Genomic DNA, 23,259 nt, shown 5'->3' with positions numbered 1-23,259 from the left:
GGCGCAGCATGGCTCCCATCGTCCCCCCTGGAGATGGCCATGTCGATTACCCGTCGCCACCTGCTCGGCCTGGGCAGCATGGCCGCTGCAGCCGGCATGCTGGGCCTGGGCGCCTGCAGCCGCGCTGCGCCGGCCGCCGCCGCAACCGCAACCGCTGCACCGCGCCAGTTCGAGATCATGCGCAGCGATGCCGAATGGCAGCGGCTGCTGACCCCGGCGCAATACGCGGTGCTGCGACGGCATGCGACCGAGCGTGCCGGCAGCAGCCCGCTGGACCGCGAGCACCGGCGCGGCACTTTCCATTGCGCCGGCTGCGCGCTGGCCCTGTTCTCATCGTCGACGAAATTTGAAAGCGGCACCGGCTGGCCCAGCTTCTGGGCGCCGTTGCACGATGCGGTCGGCGAAGACCGCGATACCGCCTTCGGCATGGTGCGGGTGGAAGTGCATTGCCGGCGATGCGGCGGCCACCTCGGGCACGTGTTCAACGATGGCCCGCGCCCTACCGGCCTGCGCTACTGCATGAACGGTGCAGCGCTGGCCTTCACGCCCACCGGCCAGGCCGGTGCCAGCGACGGCACCGATGACTGGCGGGTCCCGCTCTGATGTCCCTTCCCTTGTCGATGGAGCACTGCTGATGCTGTTGCTGCTGGCCTATCTTGGCGGGGTGCTGACCCTGCTCAGCCCCTGCATCCTGCCGGTGCTGCCGTTCGTTTTCGCGCGCGCAGGACGCTCGTTCCTGCGCAGCACCTTGCCGCTGCTGCTGGGCATGGCGGCGACGTTCACCGTGGTCGCCAGCTTGGCGGCAGTCGGCAGCGCCTGGGTCGCGCAAGCCAACCAGATCGGCCGCTGGGTCGCCCTGGTCGTGATGGCGCTGTTCGCGCTGGCGCTGTTGTGGCCGGCCTTCGCCGATCGCCTGCTGGCTCCTTTCCAGCGTGCTGGCGCACGGTTGAGCGCACGTGCCGATGCTGCCGACGACGCCGGTCGCGGCGGCGCCGGTACTTCCCTGCTGGTGGGCATCGCCACCGGCCTGCTGTGGGCGCCCTGTGCCGGGCCGATCCTTGGCCTGGTGCTGACCGGTGCCGCGCTCAATGGCGCCAGCGCCAGTACCAGCAGCCTGCTGCTGGCCTACGCACTGGGTGCAGTCACGGCGCTGGCACTGGCGGTGTGGGTCGGCGGACGCTTGTTCAACGCCCTGAAGGCCCGCCTGGGCCTGGGCAACGCGTTGCGCCGCGGGCTGGGCATCGCCGCGTTGCTGGCGGTGCTGGCCATCGCCATGGGCTGGGATACCGGCGTGCTGACCCGGCTGTCCACGGTGAGCACGGCGCGGCTGGAACAGGGCCTGCTGGACAGCGTACCGGGCGCGCAGGCGACGGGCGCTGCCATGACCACCACGGCGGGCGCCGCTGCCGATGCCCCACTGCCAGTCGAGGGCGAGCTGCCCGCGCTGGACGGAGCCACCGGCTGGCTCAACAGCCCGCCGCTCGGCCGCGAGCAGCTGCGCGGCAAGGTGGTGCTGGTCGATTTCTGGACCTACTCCTGCATCAACTGCCTGCGTGCCCTGCCGTTCGTGCACGAGTGGGAGCGGCGCTACCGCGACCACGGCCTGGTGGTGGTCGGCGTGCACACGCCGGAGTTCGCCTTCGAACGCAATCCACGCAATGTCATGCGCGCCGTGGCGCAATTGAAGGTCGGCTACCCGGTTGCGATGGACAACGATTACGCCATCTGGCGCGCCTTCGACAACCGCTACTGGCCTGCGCACTACTTCATCGATGCACAGGGCAGGATCCGTGCGCACCAGTTCGGCGAAGGCAACTATGCCCATTCCGAGCAGGTGATCCGCCGCCTGCTGCAGGAGGCGGGACAGAAGGACCTGCCACCACCCGCCGATCCGGCCGCCACCTCCCTGGAGGGCGTCGCCGAGCAAGCCGACATGGGCAACCTGCGCTCGCCGGAAACCTACCTCGGCCATGCCCGTGCGGAACACTTCGCGTCGCCCGGTGGGCAGCGCAAGGGGCAACCGTTCGACTACGCGCTGCCCGCCACCCTGGCACTGAACCAATGGGGCCTGCGCGGCAACTGGACGGTGGACGCAGAGGCCGCAGGGCTGCAGCAGGCAGGTGGACGCATCGCGTTCCGCTTCCATGCCCGGGACCTGCACCTGGTGCTCGCCCCGGGCGACGACGGCAAGCCGGTGCGCTTCCGGGCCTGGCTGGATGGCAAGCCGGTGGCGGCCTCCGCTGCGGGTGGCGACGTGCATGCCGATGGCACCGGCGTGGTCGACGAACACCGTCTTTACCAACTGGTGCGCCAACGCGACAACGTGGGCGAACACCACTTCGAGATCGAGTTCCTGGACCCAGGCGTCCAGGCCTACGCCTTTACGTTCGGCTGAGGAGGTCGCATGAAACTGTCATTGGAACAGGGAGTCGCCGCTGCTGTCGCGGCACTGGTGGTCGGTGCGTTGGTGGCCTTCACCGTGGACGCCGGTCCGTCATCCGCGGCCGCGCCTGCGCGCATCACCGAAGAAGGCCGCGTGCTGCCGGCGCCGGCCGGCGACGCCGCATTCAAGGACCCGCGCACGCAGGCCAGCGTGGTGTTCGCCGGTGGCTGTTTCTGGGGCGTGCAGGGTGTCTTCCAGCACGTAAAGGGCGTCGGCAACGCAGTGTCCGGCTACATCGGCGGCGACGCTTCCACCGCGCGCTATGAAACGATCAGCTCTGGCCGCACCGGCCACGCCGAAGCGGTGCGGGTGGACTACGATCCGCGCCAGGTCAGTTACGGGCAGCTGCTGCAGGTGTACTTTTCCGTGGCGCACGACCCGACCCAGCTCAACCGGCAGGGGCCGGACCGCGGCAGCCAGTACCGCTCGGCGATCTTCAGCGACGATGCACGGCAGCAAGCCGCCAACCGCGCCTACATCGCCCAGATCGCGCCCTCGTTCAGCGCCCCGGTGGTGACCGAGCTTGGCAGCGGCAAGCGTTTCTTCCCGGCCGAGGCCTACCACCAGAATTACATGACGCTCAATCCACAGGCGGCCTACATCCGCTATTACGACGCACCGAAGCTGGCCGCGCTGCAGCAGCGCTTCCCGCAGCTGTACCGGCGCGAGGCAACGCTGGTGCCGATGAAATAGGAAAAAAAGCGCACGCCAAAAAGCCCGGCGTGCGCATGGGAAGTTCCGGCGCTAGGGCCGGCATGCGCATGCTAGGCTGCGGGCAACGACAGGCACAGCAGCAGTGGATGACCACTTTGATGGGTACAGATGGATAGCCGGGCCGGGGTGCCGCGTTACCAGCGGCTGGCCGATGAACTTTCCGATGCGATCCAGGCTGGCCGCCTGCCCAGCGGCGCGCGGTTGCCCTCGCTGCGGCAGATGGCCGACCAGCGCAGCATCAGCCTGAACACCGTGATAGCCGCCTACCGCCAGCTCGAAGACGCCGGACTGGTGGTGCCCTTGCCGCGCGCCGGGTTCGAAGTGGCCGCACGGCTGCAGGTACCGCAGCGTTCGTTGCGTGATGCGCCGTCGGCACCCACCGCGCCCAGCCAGCAGGCGATGATGGCGCGGGTACTGCGTGCACAGCAGCAACCGCAGGTCGTGGACCTGGCGTTCGCCGGACCGCGCGGCCGCATGTTCTATCCCGGTGCGCAGTTGCAACGGCACACCGCGCAGGCGCTGCGTCGCGGTGCCACCACGCTGGAAACCTACGCACGTCCCAACGCATCGCAGGCGTTGATCGCGCAGATCGTCCGCCGTGGTCCGCGCATGGGGCTGCATACCGTGCCCGAACGCATCCTGCTGACCCACGGCGCCATGGAAGCACTGCAGCTTGCACTGCGCGCGGTGACCTCCCCCGGTGATGCAGTCGGCCTGGAAGCACCGTCGTATTTCAATCTCTATCCACTGCTTTCCAGCCTGGGGCTGCACGCCATCGAGCTTCCGACCCACCCCCAGCACGGGCTGGACGTGGACGCGGTGGAAGCCTTGCTGGATACCACCGCGTTGGCTGCCCTGGTGGTGATGCCCACCGTGCACAATCCCTTGGGCTGCACCATGCCGGTAGCCGCCAAGCAACGCCTGGCCAACCTGGCCAATGCCCGCCAGCTGCCGGTGATCGAAGACATCGTCTACGCCGAGCTGCAGTATGCCGAGCCGCTGGAACCGCTGTTGAAAGCCTTCGACCGCGACGGTTGGATCATGGTCTGCGCGGGATTCTCCAAGACGCTGGCGCCGGACTATCGCATCGGCTGGCTGGAGGGCGGACGTTTCAGCGAACGCATCGCGCTGCTCAAATTCCAGTCCAGCGGCGCCGAGTCGCGGCTGCTCGGCGACGCCGTGGCGGCCTTCCTGGAAGCCGGGAATTATGAGCACCACCTGCGCCGGTTGCGCCGCCTGTACCGCGAGCAGACCGGACGGGTGCGCCAGTTGGTGGCCGAACATTTCCCTGCGGCAACACGCGCCACCGAACCCACCGGCGGATTCCTGCTCTGGCTGGAAGTGCCCGGCGTGGACACCGGCGGGCTGTTCGAGCGCGCCCTGGCCGAGGACATCGTATTCATGCCAGGCCAGGTGTATTCGCGCGGCGCGCGGTACCGCCACTGCCTGCGCCTGTCCTGTTGCCAGCCGCTGGACGAGCGTTACGTGGCAGCCATCACCCGGGTGGGCGCCCTGGCCCGGGAGATGGCCGACGAAGCGCCCCGGGCTTGTTAGACTTGGAACATGTTCGCCACCTCTTCGCTGACCGGCAGCAAGCCGGAACAATACGCCCAGTTGCTCGAGCAGGCCCGCGCCCTCGTTTACGGGGAGAATGACCGCATCGCCAACGCGGCCAACCTCGCCGCGCTGGTGTACCACGCGCTGCCGGAACTCAACTGGGCGGGCTTTTACCTGTTCGATGGCAAGGAACTGGTGGTCGGGCCGTTCCAGGGCTTACCGGCGTGCGTGCGCATTCCGCTGCACAAGGGGGTATGCGGTGCCGCCGCGACCCAACGCGTGACACAGCGCATCGACGACGTGGATGCATTCCCCGGCCACATTGCCTGCGATTCGGCCTCGCGCTCGGAACTGGTGGTGCCGCTGGTCAAGGAAGGCATGCTGGTCGGCGTGCTGGACCTGGACAGCCCGCGTCTTGCCCGTTTCGATGCCGACGACCAGGCTGGCCTGGAAGCCATCGCCCGCGTCTTCGTCGACGCACTGCAATGAGCACCCTGCAGCTGCGCAACATCGGCCCCAAGAGCGCGGCATGGCTGCGCCAGGTGGGCCTGCGCAGCCGCGAAGACCTCGCTGCGATCGGCGCGGTCGGTGCATTCGTCAAGGTGAAGCGCGCCGGTTTCAAGCCCAGCCTGAACCTGCTGTACTCGCTGCAAGGTGCCCTGCTCGACTGCCACTGGCAGGAGCTTGCCGCCGCGCAGCGCGACGCGCTGGTGCAGGACTACGAAGCACGCATCGCCGTGCAGCCGCTGAAGGCGGCGGGCCCGGCCTCCGGCCCGGTCCGCGAGCAGCGATTCGACGGCGGCGACAGCGACGGCTGATGCGGGCTGCTGCATCACGGGCCGGGTAGCGCCGCGGCATGCTTGGCGGGATGCCGGACGCGCCGCTGCGCTCGCCGAACATGGTTCGGCGCTACAGTCATGGTTTGGCGCTACCGATCCGGATCCTGATTCAGGGCTGCTGCAACTCCAGCAGTTCGCCCCATACCCCGCCCTCGTCGCGTTCCACCCGCAGCCGCAGCCGCGTGCCGTGGTCGATGCGCAATGCCCAGCACGAAGACATCGGCAACCCGCAGGCCTGCGACAGCACCATCCGTAGCGGTCCACCATGGCTGACGATCAGCGTCGGCACGGCGCCTTCGTCCTCTTCGTCATCGAACAGGCGGTCCAGCGCACGCGCAATACGACGCTCGAAATGACCCCAGCTTTCGCCGTTGGGTGGCGGAAACGCATGCGGATCGCGATGGAAGCCCAACAGCGACTGCTCCGGCAGCGCATCGATGGCCAGCCCGTCCCAGTCACCGAAATCCAGCTCTTCCCACTCGTCGTCGGGCCGTACCTGCAAGCCTCGCGGTACCGCCAGCGCCACTGCGGTATGCAGTGCGCGCAGCCGTGGCGAGCAGATCACCCGCTCCCATTCCTGCGCTTCATACGTCGCGCACAATGCGTCCTCTGCGCCGGCCAGCAGCGGGGGATCGGTGCGCCCGTCCAGGCAGGTATCACGCCCGGTACTGGCATGGCGGACAAGGTCGAGGATCATCGCCGGCTCCCCGCTTGCATGCCCTGCATCAGTGGGCACGCGCCCAGGCGTTCGAACAACGGGACAGCACGGTACGGCAAGGACGTCATTGGCATATCTGGACCAGAAGCAGCGGCCATTCTAGTGCACGCCGGCCGCGCACCTGCGCCACGGCGCGTGATCGCTTAGACTGCGCGCACTTCCAGGTGACCTGCAGCCACGGCCGGCAGGTTGAAACGGGAAGCCGGTGACGCATCGTTCGATGCCATGCCGGCGCTGCCCCCGCAACGGTAAGCACGTCACAAGCGGACAACACGCCACTGTGCCCTGGCATGGGAAGGCGTCCGCCCGGTGGTCCACCACCGACGGCAAGCCCGGAGACCGGCCCGGAAGCTACAGGTTGCGATGCGGCGGGCATCGGCGACGGCCACCGCGTCCGCGTGGTGCGCATCGCCCTGTCCTTCGCGCCGCAGCTCCCCTTGTGTCCGCGCGGGCGTGCGCGGCAGCCGGAGTTCCCCCAATGAAAGTGCAGTCCCGAATCCTCTCCCTGGCCGTGCTGGCCACATTGCCAGGCATCACCCACGCGCAGGATGCCGCCACTGCACTGGACCCGATGCTGGTCACCGCCACGCGCACGGCGACGGCACTGGATGACAGCCTGAGCCCGGCCCAGGTAATCGACCGCGCCACCATCGAAAGCAGCCAGGCAACCTCGCTGCAGGACCTGCTGCGCGGCCGCGCAGGCATCAACCTGGCCAACACCGGCGGCCTCGGCAAGCAGACCTCGCTGTTCCTGCGCGGTACCAATTCGGCGCACACCCTGGTGCTGGTCGACGGCGTGCGCATCAATGCCGCCGACTCCGGCCTGGCCATGCTGCAGGACCTGCCACTGGCGCAGATCGAGCGCGTGGAAATCGTGCGCGGCCCGCAATCAAGCCTCTACGGTGCCGATGCCATTGGTGGCGTCATACAGATTTTTACCCGTCGCAACGGCGGCGGCTTTGCACCACACCTTGAACTGGGTGGCGGCAGCAATGGCCTGCGCCAGGCCAGCGGCGGCATCGGCGGCGGCAGCGCCCGCGGCTGGTTCGGCATCGACATCGCGTACCAGCACAGCGATGGCATCGACTCCTGCCGCGGCTCGGCGGCGACCTTCGCCGGCTGCGGCGCCGACGAACCCGACCGCGATGGATACCGCAACCTGTCCAAGAGCGCGCGTGGTGGATACACCTTCAACGAACAATGGAGCGTGGAAGGCAGCGCCCTGCGTGCCGAAGGCGAGAACCACTACGACGGCTACTACAACTACTCCGAAACGCTGCAGCAGGTACTGGGCGGAAAGGTGCGCTATACCCCGTCCGAACGCCTGGCGGTGACGGCCAGCATCGGTCGCAGCGACAACGAATCGGACAACAGTGGTCCGTTCGGTGCCGTCGGCAGCGCCCAGACGCATCGCGACAGCGCATCGGTGCAGGCCGACGTCACCGTCGCCACCGGCCACCTGCTCAGCGCCGGCGTGGACTGGAGCGATGACAGCCTGGACGGCAGCAGCATCGATTACCTGGTCGAAAGCCGCGACAACACCGGCGTGTTCGTGCAGTACCAGGGCCGCTTCGGTGCGCACCAGTTGCAGGCCAGCGTGCGCAACGATGACAACCAACAGTTCGGCAACCACACCACCGGTTCGCTGGCATGGGGGCTGGACCTGGGCGATGGCTGGAAACTGACAGCCAGCCATGGCACTGCGTTCAAGGCGCCTACCTTCAGCGACCTCTACGATCCATGGAGCGGCGTGCCCACCCTGGATCCGGAGAAGGCACGCAGCACCAGCCTGGGCATCGCCCAGCAGGGCCACGGCTGGCGTTGGGGCCTGGATGCCTACGAGACGCGCGTGGATGACCTGATCACCTACGACGCGGCTACCTTCCACATGGTGCAGGTGGAGAAGGCCCGCATCCGCGGTGCGGAACTGACCGGCTCGACCACGCTGGCCGGCATCGATGTCAACGCACAGCTGAGCTGGACCGACCCGCGCAACCGCACCGTGGGCAGCCAGTACGACAACTGGCTGGCGCGGCGCGCACGGGAGACCGCACGCATCGACCTGGACCGTCGCTTCGGCGACCTGCGTGTCGGCCTGACCGGATTCGGCGCCGGCAAGCGCTACGACGATGCCGCCAATGGCGTGCGGTTGGCCGGCTATGGGACGCTGGACGTGCGGCTGGAGTACGCACTCAGCGCTGACTGGTCGGTGCTGGCCCGTGCAGCCAACGTGTTCGATCGGCGCTACGAAACCGTCGCCTGGTACAACCAGCCGGGCCGCGAGTACCAGCTGAGCGTGCGCTACCAGCCGAAGTAACGGCTGGCAGGGTAGCGCCGACCCACGGTCGGCGAGCGCAGCGGGCCGTGGGCGGAAATATGCCGCCGGGCACGGCCCGGCGCTTCGCTCATTCGCCGTCGCGCAGCCCTGGCAGCGCGCGCAGGTCATCGACCACCACCACCGCATCGGCGGTATCCAGGTCCAGTCCACGCGGGTATCCATAGCGCACCAGCGCGATCGGCATGCCGGCATCCTGCGCAGCGCGGTAATCGGTCAACGAATCGCCCACCATCAGGCAGTCGCCGGTGGCGACACCGAACTGCGCGGCGATATGCCGCAGCGGTTCGCCGCTGGGCTTGCGCTGCGGCAGTGAATCGCCCCCCAGCACCAGCGCGAACTGCTGGCCAATGCCCAGGTACTCCAGCAACGGCTGCACCAGCGCGGCAGGCTTGTTGGTGCAGATCGCCAGTGGCACCTCCCGCCCGCGCAACAGGGCCAGCGCTTCACGCACGCCGTCGAACAGCCGTGGACTGCGCAGCAGGCACTCGCGGTAATGCACCATGAAGCCCGGCATCACCACGTCCAGGTCGGCCCTGCTGCCACCGGCAGTGAACGCCTGCTCCACCAGCCGCCGTACACCATCGCCGATCCAGGTCAGCACCGTCGCTTCGGCAACGCGCGGCAGCTGCCAGTCCTGCAGCGTACGGTTGAGCGCTTCGGCAATGTCACTGCCGCTGTCCACCAGCGTGCCGTCAAGGTCGAACACGACCAGCGGATAGGGATACATGGCTGGGTTCATGGGGCGATTGCGTTCGGCGGGGGAACGCGCATTCTACCTACGCCCGCAATGGTGGAGCGCTCAGCAGAATGGCGCGAATGCCGCACTGGAAAAGCGATCCGAGAGGAAGTCGATGAAGCTGCGCAGCAACGGCGACTGCTGCCGCCGCGAGGCGTACACCGCATGCAGGCCCATGGCCTCCAGCGCGTATTCCGGCAACAGGGCGACCAGCTCTCCCTGCTGCAGCAGCGGGTGGACCTGGTACATCGGCAGCATCGCGATACCCGCATCGGCGCGCACGGCCTCCAGCAACAGGGACGCATCATTCGCACTGATGTTGCCGGCAACGCCCACTGCCACTTCGCGTCCATCGCGCTGCAGGCGCCACGTGCCCTTGCCGACATAGTGGTGGGTGAGGCAGTTGTGCGAGGCCAGCGCTTCGGCGCTGCCAGGCGTGCCGTGCAGGGCAAGGTAGGCCGGCGTCGCGCACAACACCGATCGGCAAGACGCCAGCCGGCGGGCAATCAGGGCCGGGTCGATCTGCCGCGAAATGCGCACGGCAAGGTCGATGCGCTCTTCCACCAGGTTGACGATGCGGTCGACCATCAACATTTCGATGCGCGCCTGCCGGTGCCGCTGCACGAACTCGGCCACTGCCGGCGCCAGGTGGATCTGGCCGAAGGACACGCTGGCGGTGACCCGCAGCGTCCCGTGCGGCTCCGGGTCGTCGCTGGCCAGTTCGTCCTGCAGTCCAGCGCTGATGCCACGCATCTGCCGGAACCTGGCCAGGGCCGCTTCACCGGGCCCGGTCAGGCTGATACGCCGCGTGGTCCGGTGCAGCAGCCGCGCCCCCAGCCAGCTTTCCAGTCCAGCCAGATGGCGCGTCACCATCGGCCGGGACATCGCCAGGGCATCGGCGGCGGCAGTGAGGCTGCCTCGCTCGGCCACTTCGATGAACACATCGATGCCGGTCAATCGGTCCATATGCTCGATCCATGCAATAAACATGACCGTTATACGCTGTTTTTCGATCCATTCCGGCGATCTACAGTGGCCACATCAACCGCAACGGAGCTCCTCCCATGAAGATTGCCCTCGTCGGCGCCACCGGCAACATCGGGCGCCAGATCGCCCGCCATGCCCTGGCCAACGGCCATCAGGTCACCGCCATCGTGCGCAGCAAAAAAGACCTGCCGGATGAACTGCAAGGTGCCTCGCTGGCGGTGGCCGCACTGGATGACACCGCCGCATTGGCGAGCGCGATCAGCGGCCATGACGTGCTGGCCAGTGCCTACGGCCCGCGCCCGGGCGATGACATCAGCCAGATTACGGTGGTCGCCGGACAGCTGCTGGCCGCTGCCCGTACCGCCGCGGTGCCTCGGCTGGTGGTGGTCGGCGGTGCCGGCAGCCTGGAAATCGCACCCGGCGTCCAGCTGGTGGACACCCCGGATTTCCCCGCCGCCTACAAGCCCTTTGCGCTGGCTGCACGCGACGCGCTGGCACTGCTGCGCAGCGCAGAGGACATCGACTGGACGTTCTTCTCGCCCGCTGCGGAAATCGGCCCCGGTGAAGAACGCGGCCAGTACCGCGTACAGGCCCGCAGCTTCCTTGCCGATGCGCAGGGCCGCAGCCACATCAGCTACGCCGACTATGGCGCGGCCTTCGTCGCCGAGCTGGAAAACCACGCCTACCCGCGCGAAATCATCACCGCGGCGTACTGAAAAATGGGGACGGAGGTAATTAAGACCACTTAATTACCTCCGTCCCCATTTTCGAACAGGTCGCCCTGCACGGCGGCTTCGCGCTCGCGGAAGCCGCCCAGCCCAACGCCGACCAGCCGATAGCGTGTTTCCGGCGGCAGATCCACGCGGGCGCGCAGCGCCAGGGCGATGTCGCGCAGTTCCTCCATCGATTCCGGTGGCCGCTCCGGCGTATAGCTGCGGGTGAGGATGCGGAACTGTGCGGTCTTCAATTTCAGCACCACCGTATGGCCGGTGCGATCGGTCTTGCGGGTGGCGTTCCAGGTCTTCTCCGCCAACTGCACGATCGCCGGTGCCAGCGCCTCCAGCGGGATGTCCTCGGCAAAGGTGTCTTCGGAAGAAATCGACTGCACCGGCTGGTCCGGTTCCACCGGCCGCTCGTCGATGCCGCGCGCACGGTTGAACAGGCTGCGGCCAAAGCTTCCGAATGCTTCCTCCAGCGCCGCCAGCGGCCACGCACGCAGGTCGCCACAGGTCACGATGCCGCGCGCGGACAGCTTTCCTTCCATCACCTTGCCTACCCCCGGCACCTTCTTCACCGGCAGCGGGGCCAGGAAGGCATCCACGCGCTGCGGCGGGATGACGAACTGGCCATCCGGCTTGCGCCAGTCCGATGCAATCTTGGCCAGGAACTTGTTCGGCGCGATGCCGGCCGAGGCGGTAAGCGAGGTTTCCTCGCGGATCTGCGCGCGGATGTCGCGCGCGATGTCGGTCGCCAGCGCCAGCCCGGATTTCGACTCGGTGACATCCAGGTAAGCCTCGTCCAGCGACAGCGGTTCGACAAGGTCGGTATGGCGCAGGAATATTTCCCGTACCTGCCGCGATACCGCCTTGTAGCGGGCGAAATCCGGCGGCACGAACACCGCATCCGGGCACAGGCGCTCCGCGCGCACCGCCGGCATTGCCGAACGGACGCCGAATACCCGCGCCTCGTACGAAGCCGCGCACACCACCGAACGCGCCCCACGCCATGCCACCACTACCGGCCTGCCGCGCAACGACGCATCGTCGCGCTGCTCCACCGACGCGTAGAAGGCGTCCATGTCAACGTGGATGATCTTGCGCATAGGCTCATTGCAGCGGGTGAAGGGGCATTCGACGTTGGTAGGCCACACGCCGAAGTATGGTCGTTGCACATCAACAGGATGCGCGCTTTCAGCTGTACACACTACGCGTGCGTACGGTGGAAATGTTTGATTGAAACCATTCTGCTCGTGCATCCTCGCACGCTTGATGACCCGTTCTTCGCTTCCAGGATCGTGCTTTCCATGACTCGTCTCCACGCGTTCGACCGCGACCAGCTGCTGGCCAGCGCCCGCGGTGAACTGTTCGGCGCAAGCGCCGGCCGCCTGCCCAACGACCCGATGCTGATGTTCGATCGCATCACCGACATCCGCGACGATGGTGGCTCCTGCGGCAAGGGAATGGTACGCGCAGAACTGGATATCCGCCCGGACCTGTGGTTCTTCGGCTGCCACTTCACTGGCGATCCGGTGATGCCCGGCTGCCTGGGCCTGGATGCCATGTGGCAGCTCACCGGCTTCTTCCTCACCTGGCTGGGCGCCCCGGGGCGAGGCCGCGCACTGGGCTGCGGCGAAGTGAAGTTCACCGGGCAGGTATTGCCGGAAGCCAAGCTGGTCACCTATGAAATCGACATCACCCGTGTCATCAACCGCAAGCTGGTGATGGCCCAGGCCGACGCCCGCATGCTGGTCGACGGCCGCGAAATCTACGTCGCCAAGGATCTGCGCGTGGGTCTTTTCACTTCCACCGAGAACTTCTGATGCGTCGTGTCGTCATTACCGGAATGGGTATCACCTCGTGCCTGGGCAACGACCTGGATACCGTGTCGGCCAACCTGCGTGCAGGCCGTGCCGGCATCACCGCACTGCCCGACCATGCCGAAGCCGGCCTGCGCAGCCAGGTGGGCGGCCGCGTGGACCTGGAGCTGGATACCCTGATCGACCGCAAGCTCAAGCGCTTCATGAGCGACGCCTCGGCCTTCGCCTACCTGGCCGCACGCGATGCGATCGCCGATGCCGGCTTGACCACGGAGCAGGTCAGCAACCCCCGCACCGGCCTGATCGCCGGCTCCGGCGGCGGCTCCAGCGAATGGCAGGTGGAAACCGCTGACATCCTGCGCAGCCGTGGCGTGCGCAAGGTCGGCCCGTACATGGTGCCGCGCACGATGTGCTCCACCGTGTCGGCGTGCCTGGCCACCTCCTTCCAGATCAAGGGCCTGAGCTACTCGCTGTCGGCGGCCTGCGCGACCTCCGCGCACTGCATCGGTGCGGCCGCCGACCTGATCCGCCACGGTGCCCAGGACATCATGCTCGCCGGCGGCGGCGAAGACCTGCACTGGTCGATGAGCGTGATGTTCGATGCCATGGGCGCACTGTCCACCAGCTTCAACGACACCCCTGCCACCGCTTCGCGTCCGTACGACAAGGATCGCGATGGCTTCGTCATCGCCGGTGGCGGCGGCATGCTGGTGCTGGAAGACTATGACCATGCCGTGGCACGCGGCGCGACCATCCATGCCGAGCTGATCGGCTACGGCGTGACCTCCGATGGTGCCGACATGGTCGCGCCTTCAGGCGAGGGCGCGGTGCGCTGCATGAAGATGGCCATGGAACACGTGGACCGTCCGCTGGACTACCTCAACACCCATGGCACCTCCACGCCGCTGGGCGATGTCACCGAGTTGAACGCGATCCGCGAGGTCTTCGGCGACGCCATTCCGCCGCTGTCGTCGACCAAGGCACTGTCGGGCCATTCGCTGGGTGCTGCCAGCGTGCACGAGGCGATCTACTGCCTGCTGATGATGCGCGACGGCTTCGTGGCCGGCTCGGCCAACATCAGCGAACTGGACCCGAAGGTGGAAGGTTTCCCGATCCTGCGCGAAAGCCGCGAGCAGAAGCTGGACACGGTGATGTCCAACAGCTTCGGTTTCGGCGGCACCAACGCCGCGCTGGTGTTCGGCCGGGCCTGAGCCCGACCGGAGCGGATCGACGGCACCAGCCTGCTACATGGCCGATCGCAATGCAGCGGGGCATGGCCCCGCTCTACCGGGTCATGCAACCAGCCAGGGCACCAACAGCGCCCGCGCATCGTGCAGTGAATCGACGATGCGATGGCCCAGCGCGCGCTGGGCCGTGTCCGGATGCACCAGGTCCGGCACCTGGATCACGGTCATGCCGGCAGCCAGCGCAGCACGCGTACCGGCCGGCGAATCCTCCAGTGCAAGGCAGCGCGCAGGGTGCTGTTCCAGCCGCTGCGCGGCAAGCAGGTAGATGTCCGGCGCCGGCTTGGGATGCTGCACATCGCTGCTGGTCACCACCGCGTCGAAGTACGGCAGCAATCCGCTGGCCGCCAGCTTGCGGTTGGCGCGCGGTTGCCGGGTGGAGGTCGCCACTGCGCGCGGCATGCCGTTTGCCTGCAGCAGGTCCAGCAGTTCGATGATGCCGGGGCGCAACGGCAGTCCCGCCTGCGTGCGTTCTTCGTACAGCTGGTGGCAGCGGGCGAACAATGCGTCGATGCGCCCGGCGCCATCGACGTGGCGCTGCAGCAGCACGCGGCAATCGCGCTCACCGAGCCCCACCATGTGCAGGAAGAAGCCCTCCGGCAGCGGAACCTGCAACTCCAGCGCAGCCTGGTTCCAGCAGCCGATCGACACCCGCTCGCTGTCGATCATCAAGCCGTCCATGTCGAAGATCACGGCGTCGGGACGATAAGGCAAAGCGGCGACGGCACTCACGGCGCGAACAGGGTTTCCAGGTCGGCCGCACCCAGCTGGCGCCACTGTCCCTCTTCCAACCCTTCCAGGCCAAGCCCGCCGACGCGGCTGCGATGCAGCGCCTGCACGTGGTTGCCGGCGGCGGCGAACATCCGCCGCACCTGGTGGTAACGGCCCTCGTGCAGGACCAGCCGCGCGTTGCGCGGGCCCAGCACTTCCAGCTCGGCCGGCAACAACGGCGTCTTCTCCGATTCCAGCATCAGGGTGCCGCTGGAAAACAACGCCACTTCATCACCACGCAGGTCTTCGGCCAACTCCACCTCGTACACCTTCGGCAGCCTGGCCTTGGGCGAGATGATCCGGTGCAGCAGCAGGCCATCGTCGGTCAGCAGCAGCAGGCCACTGGTATCGCGATCCAGGCGCCCCACCGTGGACAGCACCGGGTCGCGGTCGCGGAAGCGCGGTGGCAGCAGGTCGTAGACCAGCCGTCCCTTGTCCTTGGTCGAGCAGGTGACTCCGCGTGGCTTCGACAACGCGATGGTGAGGCCAACGGGGGGATCCAGCGGCTCGCCGTCGACGCGGATCGCTTCATGCGCCACCTGGTCGTCGGCGTACAGCACCTCGCCGTCGGCATCGGTGACACGGCCTTCGCGGAACAACCACTGCACCTGCTTGCGGCTGCCATATCCGAGGTTGGCGATCAGCTTGACCAGTTTCACCGGCTGCCTCCACGCACCGCCTCGAGCAGCTTGAAGCCGTCGCGCTCGGCGATCACCCGCACCGTGCCGAAACTGTCGTTGAGCACGTGCTCATAAGGGAGATGGCGGTTGGCCACCACGAACAGCCGTCCTCCCCGCTTCAGCGCCTGCGCCGCCACGGCAATGAAGCGCTGGCCGATGTCCGGGCGGTTTTCGCGGGAAGGCGTGTGGAACGGCGGATTGCTGATGATGACGTCGTACCCCGGTTCGATGCCGGCGGTGACATCGCGCCACAGGAACTGCAGGGGCAGCGCGCGCGGCGGCTCGGCCAGGTTGACCCGCGCCAAGTCCAGCGCGCGCGCCTCCGCTTCATACAGGTCCAGCGCGGTGATCTTCGGGCAGCGCTCCAGCAGCTCGCGGGAAAGATAGCCATAACCGGCGCCCAGGTCGGCCGCACGTCCTGCCAGGTCGGCCGGCAGGTTCTCGGCCAGCAGCACGGAGGCAGGATCGGTACGGTCCCAGGCGAATACGCCGGGGCGGCTGGTGAAGCGCCCGCCAAGGATCTTCCGTGGCGCATCCAACGTGGCCCAGCGTTCGGCCAGCGCCGCGTCATGCTGGCCCTGCGCCGGAGCGCTCCAGTACACCCGGCAATGGTTCTTGGCCAGGCTGCCGCCCAGGCCGGTCAACTGCTTGAAATCGCCCTCACCCGAGCGTGCCCCTTCGTCGTTGGACTGGCAGGCCACGACCACGCCGCCCGGTGCCAGCAGTTGCAGCGCACGGGCGAACAGGGCGCGGGCCTCGTCGCGCTGCCGCGGGGGCAGCACCAGCACCACGCCGAAGCGGCCGGCCTGGTCTTCGCCCAGCCGCGGTGAAACCTGCCAGCCAGCCGATTGCAGCGCCTGCGCGAACGGGGCGAAGCTCTGCTCGCAGCTCAAGTCCCGGCCCTGCGCGTGCTCGCGCAATGGCCAACCATCACGCGCACGCAGGAAAGCCACCGGGCCTTCGGGCCAGCGCAGCTGCCCTTGGGCGAACGGCAGGAACAGGGTCTGCAGCGGAGCATCGTCACGGGCGGCCATCGGGCGGGTAAGCCTTGGTATCTCGGGGGGCACCCATTGTACCGGGTCGCCACCCGCAGCTTGGCGGCGCGGCGCGGCTTTGCGAAATGCAAACGTCCCCTTGATGCGGCGCGAACGCACCAGCGGTCAGGGTAAGGGACCCCTCGAATCCAAGGAGATATCCCATGCGTGCTTTGTTCGTCGGTGGCGTGGTCGACAACAGCGAAATGGATCTGGAGGGCAGCCATCCGCCGGTGCATTACCCCCAGGACACCGGTGGCGGGCATTCACGCTATCGGCTGCACCAGCTCGGCAAGACGGCAGACGGCAGCGTGGCCTATGCGGTGTACGGGGCCCCGGACATGGCAGATGAGGAAGTGACCCGGGTCGCCGACGAAAGGGCGTACGAACGCCGCTTCGAGGCGGAGGCGTCCCTGTTCGAGCATTGACCGGGGGCCGAAGCGCGCCGGCCAGGGCAGTCGCTGGCTGCGCTAGCCGGCGATCGGCGGCAGCGTGCGAATGGCCGCTATTTCGTCCAGCCACACCACGTGCTGCTGCACCGGCGTGTCCAGGTCGTCCAGCCGCAGTTGTCCGTTGCTGCCTTCGTCACCGCCGGCGTCGCGGTACTGCTGCAGCGTCGGCCGCACCGCCACGGTCCCCAGCACGCGGCGCCCGTCGGACAGGGTCAGCTCGACACGCGTTCCATCATTGAGCTGCGGTAGCAGGGCTTCCAGCGCAGCGATGCGGGCCGGGTCGAGATGGATGCGGGGCGCGGTACGGGACATGGCGGCGTCAACCTCTCCGGGTATCGTGGATGTTCAATGCAACGCGGCGCGCGTCGGCGGCGCGCGCACATGGCGTACCGCGGACACCAGCTGGGCCACCGAGTACGGTTTGGCGACATGCTCCTGGAAGCCCGATGCCAGCGCGCGACGGCGGTCGTCGGCACGTGCCAGCGCCGTTACCGCCACCGCAGGCAATGCATCGGCATCCACGGCCATGTCTTCGCGCAGCGTGCGGATCAGGCCATAGCCATCCATGCCCGGCATGCCGATATCGGTCAGCAGCACGTCGAACTCTTCATGCTGGTTCTCGGCCAGCAGCGCCAGCGCCTCCCCTGCCGATGCGGCGGCGGTCACCGATGCCCCCTGCTCCTCCAGCATGCGACGCAGGTATTCCAGCACTTCCACCTGGTCTTCCACCGCCAGCACGTGCAGGCCGCGCAGCGGATAGGGTTCGATCACCGCCTCGATGATCGGCCCGCCACTGACCACCTCGCGCAGCGGGCGCGCGTTCTGCCCAGGCTGGTAGCGCGGCAGCCGTACGGTGAAGGTGGCACCGTGGCCATGGCCATCGCTGGCGGCGGTCACCGTGCCGCCGTGCAGTTCCACCAGCTGCTGCACGATCGCCAGCCCCAGGCCCAGCCCGCCATGGCGGCGCGTGGTGGTCCCGTCGGCCTGGCGGAAACGTCCGAACAGATGGTTGAGGAATTCAGGCGCGATGCCATCACCACTGTCCTGCACGGTCATCTGCCAGCCATCGGCGGCGTCCTCCAGGCGCAGCTTCACCTTGCCCTCGGCAGGGGTGAATTTGATCGCATTGGACATCAGGTTCCACAGCACCTGCTGCATGCGCGTGGCATCGCCCAGTACCAGGCAGGGCCCTTCGGGCAGTTCCAGGCTGACGTCCAGCGCCTTGCCTTCGGCCACCAGTTCCTGCGCGCCCATCGCTTCGCGCATCTGGTCGCACAGGTCCAGCACTTCCACTTCCAGTTGCACCTTGCCCAGCAGCATGCTGCTCAGGTCCAGCATGTCCGAGATCAGCCGCTTCTGTGCGGTGGCGCTGCTGGCGATAACACCCAGTCCCTTGCGCAGCGGGCTGTCGGCGTCCACGCGCTGCAGCAGCAGTTCGCTCCAGCCCAGGATGGTCGTCAGCGGCGTACGCAGCTCATGCGACAGCGTGGCCAGGAATTCGTCCTTCAACCGCGCGGTGTTTTCCGCCGCACTGCGCGCCGCGCGTTCGGACTGCAACAACTCCTCGCGCGCCAGTTCGATCTCGCGGCGCTCGGTGACGTCCGGACTGCTTCCTGCCAGGCCGATGAAATGGCCGGCCCTGGAAAACCGTGGCCGGGCATTCATCTCCAGCCAGCGCCACTCGCCGTCGGCGCGCCGCGCGCGAACCAGCGTCTGCATCGAACGCTGCGCAGCCAGTGCCTCGCGCAGCTCATAATCGAACACGGAGGCGTCATCCGGATGCACCAGGCCGCGCCAGACGTCTTCCGGCACCCGGTTCTCGTCACCGCCGAAGAACTCGGTGAAGGCACTGTTGACGAAGCGTGCGTGGCCCTGCGCATCCAGCACCCAGACAGGCATCGGCAGGCCATCGGCCAAGGCGCTGAAACGCGCTTCGCTTTCACCCAGCTCGCCTTCCATGCGCTTGCGTACGCTGACGTCGAAGAACAGCACGCCGACCTTGTTCTCTCCCGCAGCACCGACGCGTACCGCATCCACCGAATAGGACCGTCCCAGCGCCTTGGCTTCCAGCTCGAACTGCGTCGGCTCACCGGTACGCGCCACATGTCCATAGATGCGCAGCCACTCCGATTCGTGGTTCGGCTCCAGTTGCATCATGCGCTTGCCCACCGCGTCCACCAGGCCGGTATGGCGCTCGAAGGCGTCGTTCACTTCGAGGAAGACATAGTCCACCGGTCGGTCCCCCTCGAACAACACCTGGAGGACGCAGAAACCGGCATTCATCTGGTCCAGCAGTTCGCCATGCATGGAGCCTTGGCCGGCCAGGGAAGGTCGGGGCAGTGTTTCCAGGATTGAATTGACTGGGGACAAGGGCGTGCGCAAGCCGGTAACAGGGACATAGCATGGTCCAGACAGCGTATTCGCAGCGTCAAGCACCAATGGTCATGTCCACGGTGATGAATTGCCACTAAGCGGCACGCCGGCGTGGCGGCCGCAGGCGCTTGTTCCGCCCTGCATGCGGGCCCACACTGCAGTTACACGATAATCGCGCCGTGCTACGGCGCCTGGAGTCAGGTCATGAGCCGTCTCTCGCTTCACCGCCTGCTGCTGGCAGGCTCGCTCGCCATGCTGGCCGCCACGGCCATTGCCGCCCCGCGCACCGTCACCGACCCGCAGGCCCCCCGTGCGCTGCAGGCTGAAGGTCCCGTCAGCGTGCAGTGGAACGATCCACGCACGTTCACCGAGCTGCGCAACAGCCCGAACCGCTTCGAGGCCGAACGCGGCGACTGGGTCCAGCAGTTGGCCAAGCAGTTCCGCAGCGCGGCCACCAAGACGCTGCAACCTGGCCAGACGCTGGACATCACGATGGTGGACATCAAGCGCGCCGGTGATTTCGAGCCCTGGCACGGACCGCGTGCCAACGACATCCGGATCCTGCGTGACATCTATCCGCCGCGCATCCAGTTCGAATATACGTTGAAGGGCGGCGACGGCCAGGTCCTGGACCAAGGCGAGGCGACCCTGCGCGATTCCGGCTTCCTGCACGGCGGCACCGGGAGGCAGGGCGACAGCGACCCGCTGCGCTATGAGAAGAAGCTGATCGACGACTGGGTGCGCCGCGACCTGGCCAAGCAGATCGCCGCGAACTGATGCCCAGGGGCCCAGGGCCGCATCCCCGCCGGGGATCGGCCCTTCTTCAAGCGTACTCGCGCCGTACCCGTTTCACCGCGCATGGCAGCTGGTAGGCACTGACTCCGCAGCGCGGAGCCAGTTCGGACAGGCTGAGTGCCTGCCCTCCCCACAACTCCACGTCGCTGCCCACGCCTGCCTGCGGATGCGTGGTCAGGTCCACCGTCAGCATGTCCATCGACACCCGCCCGATCAGCACGCCCGGCTGGCCATCGATCACCACCGGCGTGCCGTTGGGCGCGAACTGCGGGTAACCGTCCGCATATCCCATCGCCACCACGCCAACACGGGTGCGCTCGCTGGCGACGAAACGCGCGCCATAACCCACCGGCTCGCCCGCTTCGATCCAGCGTTCGGCGATCACCTTTGACCGCATGTTCATCACCGGCCGCAGGCGGGCGGTCAGCGCAGACGCTGCAGCCAGCGGATTGGCGCCATACAGCATCAGGCCCGGGCGCACCCAGTCGCTGCGTACGTCGGGCCAGCCCAGCAGCGCCGGCGAATTGCACACGCTGGTCTCGCCAGGCAGGCCCTTGATCGCCTCGGCGAAAGTCGCGGCCTGCTCATGGGTCCGCTCGCTGTCCAGCTCGTCGGCGCGCGCCAGGTGGGTCATCATGACTACGCCAGCCACCTGCGGCAGCGCCGAAAGCCGTGCGTGCGCCGCCCGGAATGCCGCCACGTCCAGCCCCAACCGGTGCATGCCGCTGTCCAGCTTCAACCACACCGTGATGGCCGCCGGTCCCTCATATGCCGCCAATGCATCCACCTGCCAGGGCGAGCCAACCGCCGTCCACAGGTCGTGTTCGGCGATCAGCGGCAATTCGCTGGCCTCGAAGAAGCCTTCCAGCAACAGGATCGGCGCACGGATACCCGCTGCCCGCAGTTCCAGTGCTTCCTCGATCGCGGCCACCGCAAAACCATCGGCATCGGCCTCCAGCGCCTGCGCACAGCGCACCGCGCCGTGGCCGTAGGCATCGGCCTTGACCACCGCCAACGCCTTGCCACCACCCAGTTCGCGTGCCAGCCGGTAATTGCTGCGCAGCGCCTGCAGGTCGATCAACGCACGGGCAGGGCGCATTCGCGGCTCTCCACATGCGATGCAATGGCCTTGCCGCCGTAACGGAAGATGTCCAGGCCTTCGGTGCTGATCTGCGGCTGGCGCGCACTCATGAGGTCGGCCAGGTAACGCCCGGATCCACAGGCCATGGTCCAGCCCAGCGTGCCATGCCCGGTGTTGAGGAACAGGTTGCGGAAGGGCGTGGCACCGATCACCGGCGTGCCATCCGGCGTGGCCGGACGCAGCCCGGTCCAGAACTCCGCGCGCGACAGGTCACCGCCCTTCGGGTACAGGTCGCCTACTACCAGCTCCAGCGTCTGCCGGCGGCGCGGGGACAGGGACAGGTCGAAGCCGGCCACCTCGGCCATGCCGCCCACGCGGATCCGGTTGTCGAAGCGGGTCACCGCCACCTTGTAGCTTTCGTCGAGGATGGTCGACGTCGGCGCCATGGCCGGGTCGGTGATCGGCAGGGTCAGCGAGTAGCCCTTCAGCGGATATACCGGCAGGTCCAGTCCCAACGGTGCCACCAGCGCCGGCGAATAACTGCCCAGCGCCACCACGTAGCGATCAGCGGTTTCCAGCTTGCCGTCCACCCGCACGCCGGTGATGCGGTCGCCATCGTGCTCCACGCCGGCGATATCCACGTCGTAGCGGAATTCCACCCCTGCTGCGGCCGCCATCGCCGCCAGCCGACGGGTGAACAGCTGGCAGTCGCCGGTCTGGTCGCGCGGCAGGCGCAGCGCACCAACCAACCCGTCCACGTGGGCCAGCGCCGGCTCGGCGGCGATGATGCCGGCGCGATCCAGCACTTCGTAGGGCACGCCGTACTGGGCCAGCACTTCGATGTCCTGCGCGGAAGCATCCAGTTGCTGCTGGGTGCGGAACAGCTGCGTGGTGCCCAGCTCACGGCCTTCGTAATCGATGCCGGTTTCCTCGCGCAGCTGGTTCAGGCAGTCGCGGCTGTATTCGGACATGCGCACCATGCGCGCCTTGTTGATGGCATAACGCTCGTGCGTACAGTTGCGCAGCATCCGCCACAGCCAACGGTACTGGGCCAGGTCCATGCCCGGCCGGATCGCCAACGGCGCGTGCTTCTCGAACAGCCAGCCGATGGCCTTCCTCGGCACGCCGGGTGCCGCCCACGGCGAGGTATAGCCGAACGACAGCTGGCCGGCATTGGCAAAACTGGTTTCCAGCGCCGGACCGGGCTGGCGGTCGACGACCGTGACTTCGAAACCCGCCTGGCGCAGGTACCAGGCACTGGTGGTGCCGATGACGCCGCTGCCGAGGATCAGTACGCGCATGTGACTCTCCAACCCGATCATTCCCCTGCGCAGAAGCACGCCGGGACCATAATCAGGGAAGTATAGTCAGCACAAGCCAGCGTATTTGCTCGATTTTTGAAAGCAGAGCAGGATATTCCACTGAAATACAACATTCAAAGGCGAAGGCATGGCATCGCGCACCCGTGACCTGGACAAAATTGACAGGAAGATCCTGCGCATCCTGCAGGACGAAGGCCGGATTTCCTTCACCGAGCTGGGCGAACGCGTCGGACTGTCGACCACCCCATGCACCGAGCGCGTGCGGCGGCTGGAGCGCGAACGCATCATCACCGGTTACCACGCCCATCTGGATCCGACCGCGCTGAAAGCCAGCCTGCTGGTCTTCGTCGAGATCAGCCTGGCCTACAAATCCGGCGACATCTTCGAGGAGTTCCGCCGCTCGGCGCTGAAGCTGCCAAACGTGCTGGAATGCCACCTGGTATCGGGCGACTTCGATTACCTGCTGAAGGCCCGCATCAGCGAGATGGCCTCCTATCGCAAGTTGCTGGGCAGCACCCTGCTGACCCTGCCACACGTGCGTGAGTCCAAGAGTTACATCGTGATGGAAGAGGTGAAGGAGACCTGGAGCCTGCCGGTACCCGATTGACCGCGGGGGTGGTCGAACGGGCGGAGCCCCCT

The 23,259-nt window shown here is 67.3% G+C and carries 24 protein-coding genes and 1 riboswitch; of the genes, 13 read left to right on the top strand and 11 right to left on the bottom strand.

Features of this window, described 5'->3' with window-relative positions:
• Window positions 1-39: 39 nt before the first annotated feature.
• From msrB to H4O11_RS15380, 6 genes are all read left to right on the top strand, one after another.
• The gene (gene msrB / locus H4O11_RS15405; RefSeq protein WP_182340386.1) at window positions 40-603 is read left to right on the top strand and encodes a peptide-methionine (R)-S-oxide reductase MsrB; all 564 of its coding nucleotides are present in this window, start codon (window positions 40-42) and stop codon (window positions 601-603) included.
• A 28-nt stretch (window positions 604-631) separates the two neighbouring features.
• Complete coding sequence (locus tag H4O11_RS15400; protein ID WP_182340466.1) at window positions 632-2,395, top strand: cytochrome c biogenesis protein DipZ; 1,764 nt, start codon at window positions 632-634, stop codon at window positions 2,393-2,395.
• A gap of 9 nt (window positions 2,396-2,404) precedes the next feature.
• Window positions 2,405-3,136, top strand: a complete 732-nt coding sequence (gene msrA / locus H4O11_RS15395) for a peptide-methionine (S)-S-oxide reductase MsrA (protein ID WP_182340384.1) — start codon at window positions 2,405-2,407, stop codon at window positions 3,134-3,136.
• 129 nt (window positions 3,137-3,265) lie between these two features.
• Complete coding sequence (locus H4O11_RS15390) at window positions 3,266-4,711, top strand: aminotransferase-like domain-containing protein (protein WP_182340382.1); 1,446 nt, start codon at window positions 3,266-3,268, stop codon at window positions 4,709-4,711.
• A 9-nt stretch (window positions 4,712-4,720) separates the two neighbouring features.
• A complete protein-coding gene (locus H4O11_RS15385) occupies window positions 4,721-5,203 on the top strand; it encodes a GAF domain-containing protein (protein WP_182340380.1) in 483 nt (160 codons plus the stop codon).
• Complete coding sequence (locus H4O11_RS15380) at window positions 5,200-5,532, top strand: TfoX/Sxy family protein (RefSeq protein WP_182340378.1); 333 nt, start codon at window positions 5,200-5,202, stop codon at window positions 5,530-5,532. The genes H4O11_RS15385 and H4O11_RS15380 overlap by 4 nt, the downstream gene beginning before the upstream one ends.
• Before the next feature lie 130 nt (window positions 5,533-5,662).
• On the opposite strand, the gene H4O11_RS15375 is transcribed toward H4O11_RS15380, so the two are convergent.
• A complete protein-coding gene (locus H4O11_RS15375; RefSeq protein WP_182340376.1) occupies window positions 5,663-6,250 on the bottom strand; it encodes a histidine phosphatase family protein in 588 nt (195 codons plus the stop codon).
• A 166-nt stretch (window positions 6,251-6,416) separates the two neighbouring features.
• Window positions 6,417-6,633, top strand: a riboswitch (cobalamin riboswitch).
• A gap of 116 nt (window positions 6,634-6,749) precedes the next feature.
• On the opposite strand from H4O11_RS15375, the gene btuB reads away from it, so the two are divergent.
• Complete coding sequence (gene btuB, locus H4O11_RS15370; RefSeq protein WP_182340374.1) at window positions 6,750-8,588, top strand: TonB-dependent vitamin B12 receptor; 1,839 nt, start codon at window positions 6,750-6,752, stop codon at window positions 8,586-8,588.
• Window positions 8,589-8,676: 88 nt separating this feature from the next.
• Here the strand turns inward: btuB and gph are convergent, their stop codons facing one another.
• Complete coding sequence (gene gph / locus H4O11_RS15365) at window positions 8,677-9,348, bottom strand: phosphoglycolate phosphatase (protein ID WP_246333525.1); 672 nt, start codon at window positions 9,346-9,348, stop codon at window positions 8,677-8,679.
• A gap of 60 nt (window positions 9,349-9,408) precedes the next feature.
• Entirely contained in the window at window positions 9,409-10,311 is a 903-nt protein-coding gene (locus H4O11_RS15360; RefSeq protein WP_182340373.1) for a LysR family transcriptional regulator, read from the bottom strand.
• A 98-nt stretch (window positions 10,312-10,409) separates the two neighbouring features.
• On the opposite strand from H4O11_RS15360, the gene H4O11_RS15355 reads away from it, so the two are divergent.
• Window positions 10,410-11,048, top strand: coding sequence for an NAD(P)-dependent oxidoreductase (locus H4O11_RS15355; protein ID WP_182340371.1), 639 nt, complete (start codon window positions 10,410-10,412; stop codon window positions 11,046-11,048).
• 29 nt (window positions 11,049-11,077) lie between these two features.
• Here H4O11_RS15355 and dinB read toward each other — a convergent pair whose 3' ends face one another.
• Entirely contained in the window at window positions 11,078-12,154 is a 1,077-nt protein-coding gene (dinB, locus tag H4O11_RS15350) for a DNA polymerase IV (protein ID WP_182340369.1), read from the bottom strand.
• A 201-nt stretch (window positions 12,155-12,355) separates the two neighbouring features.
• Between dinB and fabA the strand changes: the two genes are divergently transcribed.
• Window positions 12,356-12,871: a 3-hydroxyacyl-[acyl-carrier-protein] dehydratase FabA gene (gene fabA, locus H4O11_RS15345; protein ID WP_182340367.1), complete on the top strand. Its 516-nt coding sequence runs from the start codon at window positions 12,356-12,358 to the stop codon at window positions 12,869-12,871.
• Complete coding sequence (gene fabB / locus H4O11_RS15340) at window positions 12,871-14,079, top strand: beta-ketoacyl-ACP synthase I (protein WP_182340365.1); 1,209 nt, start codon at window positions 12,871-12,873, stop codon at window positions 14,077-14,079. The genes fabA and fabB overlap by 1 nt, the downstream gene beginning before the upstream one ends.
• 81 nt (window positions 14,080-14,160) lie before the next feature.
• Here the strand turns inward: fabB and H4O11_RS15335 are convergent, their stop codons facing one another.
• From H4O11_RS15335 to H4O11_RS15325, 3 genes are read right to left on the bottom strand one after another with little or no spacing between them, the layout of a single operon-like run.
• On the bottom strand, window positions 14,161-14,844 hold the full coding sequence (locus tag H4O11_RS15335; protein ID WP_182340363.1) for an HAD-IA family hydrolase: 684 nt from the start codon (window positions 14,842-14,844) through the stop codon (window positions 14,161-14,163).
• Window positions 14,841-15,542: a pseudouridine synthase gene (locus tag H4O11_RS15330; RefSeq protein WP_182340361.1), complete on the bottom strand. Its 702-nt coding sequence runs from the start codon at window positions 15,540-15,542 to the stop codon at window positions 14,841-14,843. Before H4O11_RS15330 ends, H4O11_RS15335 begins: the two co-directional genes overlap by 4 nt.
• Window positions 15,539-16,597: a class I SAM-dependent methyltransferase gene (locus tag H4O11_RS15325; RefSeq protein WP_182340359.1), complete on the bottom strand. Its 1,059-nt coding sequence runs from the start codon at window positions 16,595-16,597 to the stop codon at window positions 15,539-15,541. The genes H4O11_RS15330 and H4O11_RS15325 overlap by 4 nt, the downstream gene beginning before the upstream one ends.
• A gap of 164 nt (window positions 16,598-16,761) precedes the next feature.
• On the opposite strand from H4O11_RS15325, the gene H4O11_RS15320 reads away from it, so the two are divergent.
• Window positions 16,762-17,025: a hypothetical protein gene (locus H4O11_RS15320; RefSeq protein ID WP_182340357.1), complete on the top strand. Its 264-nt coding sequence runs from the start codon at window positions 16,762-16,764 to the stop codon at window positions 17,023-17,025.
• A gap of 42 nt (window positions 17,026-17,067) precedes the next feature.
• Here H4O11_RS15320 and H4O11_RS15315 read toward each other — a convergent pair whose 3' ends face one another.
• Together H4O11_RS15315 and H4O11_RS15310 are read right to left on the bottom strand one after the other, a co-directional pair.
• Window positions 17,068-17,361 (bottom strand): DUF3247 family protein, encoded by a 294-nt coding sequence (locus H4O11_RS15315; RefSeq protein ID WP_182340355.1) that lies wholly within the window; start codon window positions 17,359-17,361, stop codon window positions 17,068-17,070.
• Between the two features lie 33 nt (window positions 17,362-17,394).
• The gene (locus H4O11_RS15310) at window positions 17,395-19,356 is read right to left on the bottom strand and encodes a hybrid sensor histidine kinase/response regulator (protein WP_182340353.1); all 1,962 of its coding nucleotides are present in this window, start codon (window positions 19,354-19,356) and stop codon (window positions 17,395-17,397) included.
• A gap of 270 nt (window positions 19,357-19,626) precedes the next feature.
• Here H4O11_RS15310 and H4O11_RS15305 point away from each other — a divergent pair, with 270 nt between their 5' ends.
• Window positions 19,627-20,199 carry a DUF3016 domain-containing protein gene (locus H4O11_RS15305; protein ID WP_182340351.1) on the top strand — a complete coding sequence of 191 codons (573 nt, stop codon included), beginning with the start codon at window positions 19,627-19,629 and terminating at the stop codon, window positions 20,197-20,199.
• Between the two features lie 46 nt (window positions 20,200-20,245).
• Here H4O11_RS15305 and alr read toward each other — a convergent pair whose 3' ends face one another.
• Together alr and H4O11_RS15295 are read right to left on the bottom strand one after the other, a co-directional pair.
• Window positions 20,246-21,316, bottom strand: a complete 1,071-nt coding sequence (gene alr / locus H4O11_RS15300; protein WP_182340349.1) for an alanine racemase — start codon at window positions 21,314-21,316, stop codon at window positions 20,246-20,248.
• On the bottom strand, window positions 21,295-22,599 hold the full coding sequence (locus H4O11_RS15295) for a D-amino acid dehydrogenase (RefSeq protein WP_182340347.1): 1,305 nt from the start codon (window positions 22,597-22,599) through the stop codon (window positions 21,295-21,297). Before H4O11_RS15295 ends, alr begins: the two co-directional genes overlap by 22 nt.
• A gap of 148 nt (window positions 22,600-22,747) precedes the next feature.
• On the opposite strand from H4O11_RS15295, the gene H4O11_RS15290 reads away from it, so the two are divergent.
• Complete coding sequence (locus H4O11_RS15290) at window positions 22,748-23,227, top strand: Lrp/AsnC ligand binding domain-containing protein (protein ID WP_182340346.1); 480 nt, start codon at window positions 22,748-22,750, stop codon at window positions 23,225-23,227.
• The last annotated feature ends 32 nt before the right edge of the window (window positions 23,228-23,259 follow it).

Source organism: Stenotrophomonas tumulicola, assembly GCF_014117215.1.
GTDB classification, from domain to species: domain Bacteria; phylum Pseudomonadota; class Gammaproteobacteria; order Xanthomonadales; family Xanthomonadaceae; genus Stenotrophomonas; species Stenotrophomonas tumulicola.
Note: the sequence above shows the minus strand (reverse complement) of the source record. Positions and strands in the feature narration are given on the sequence as shown.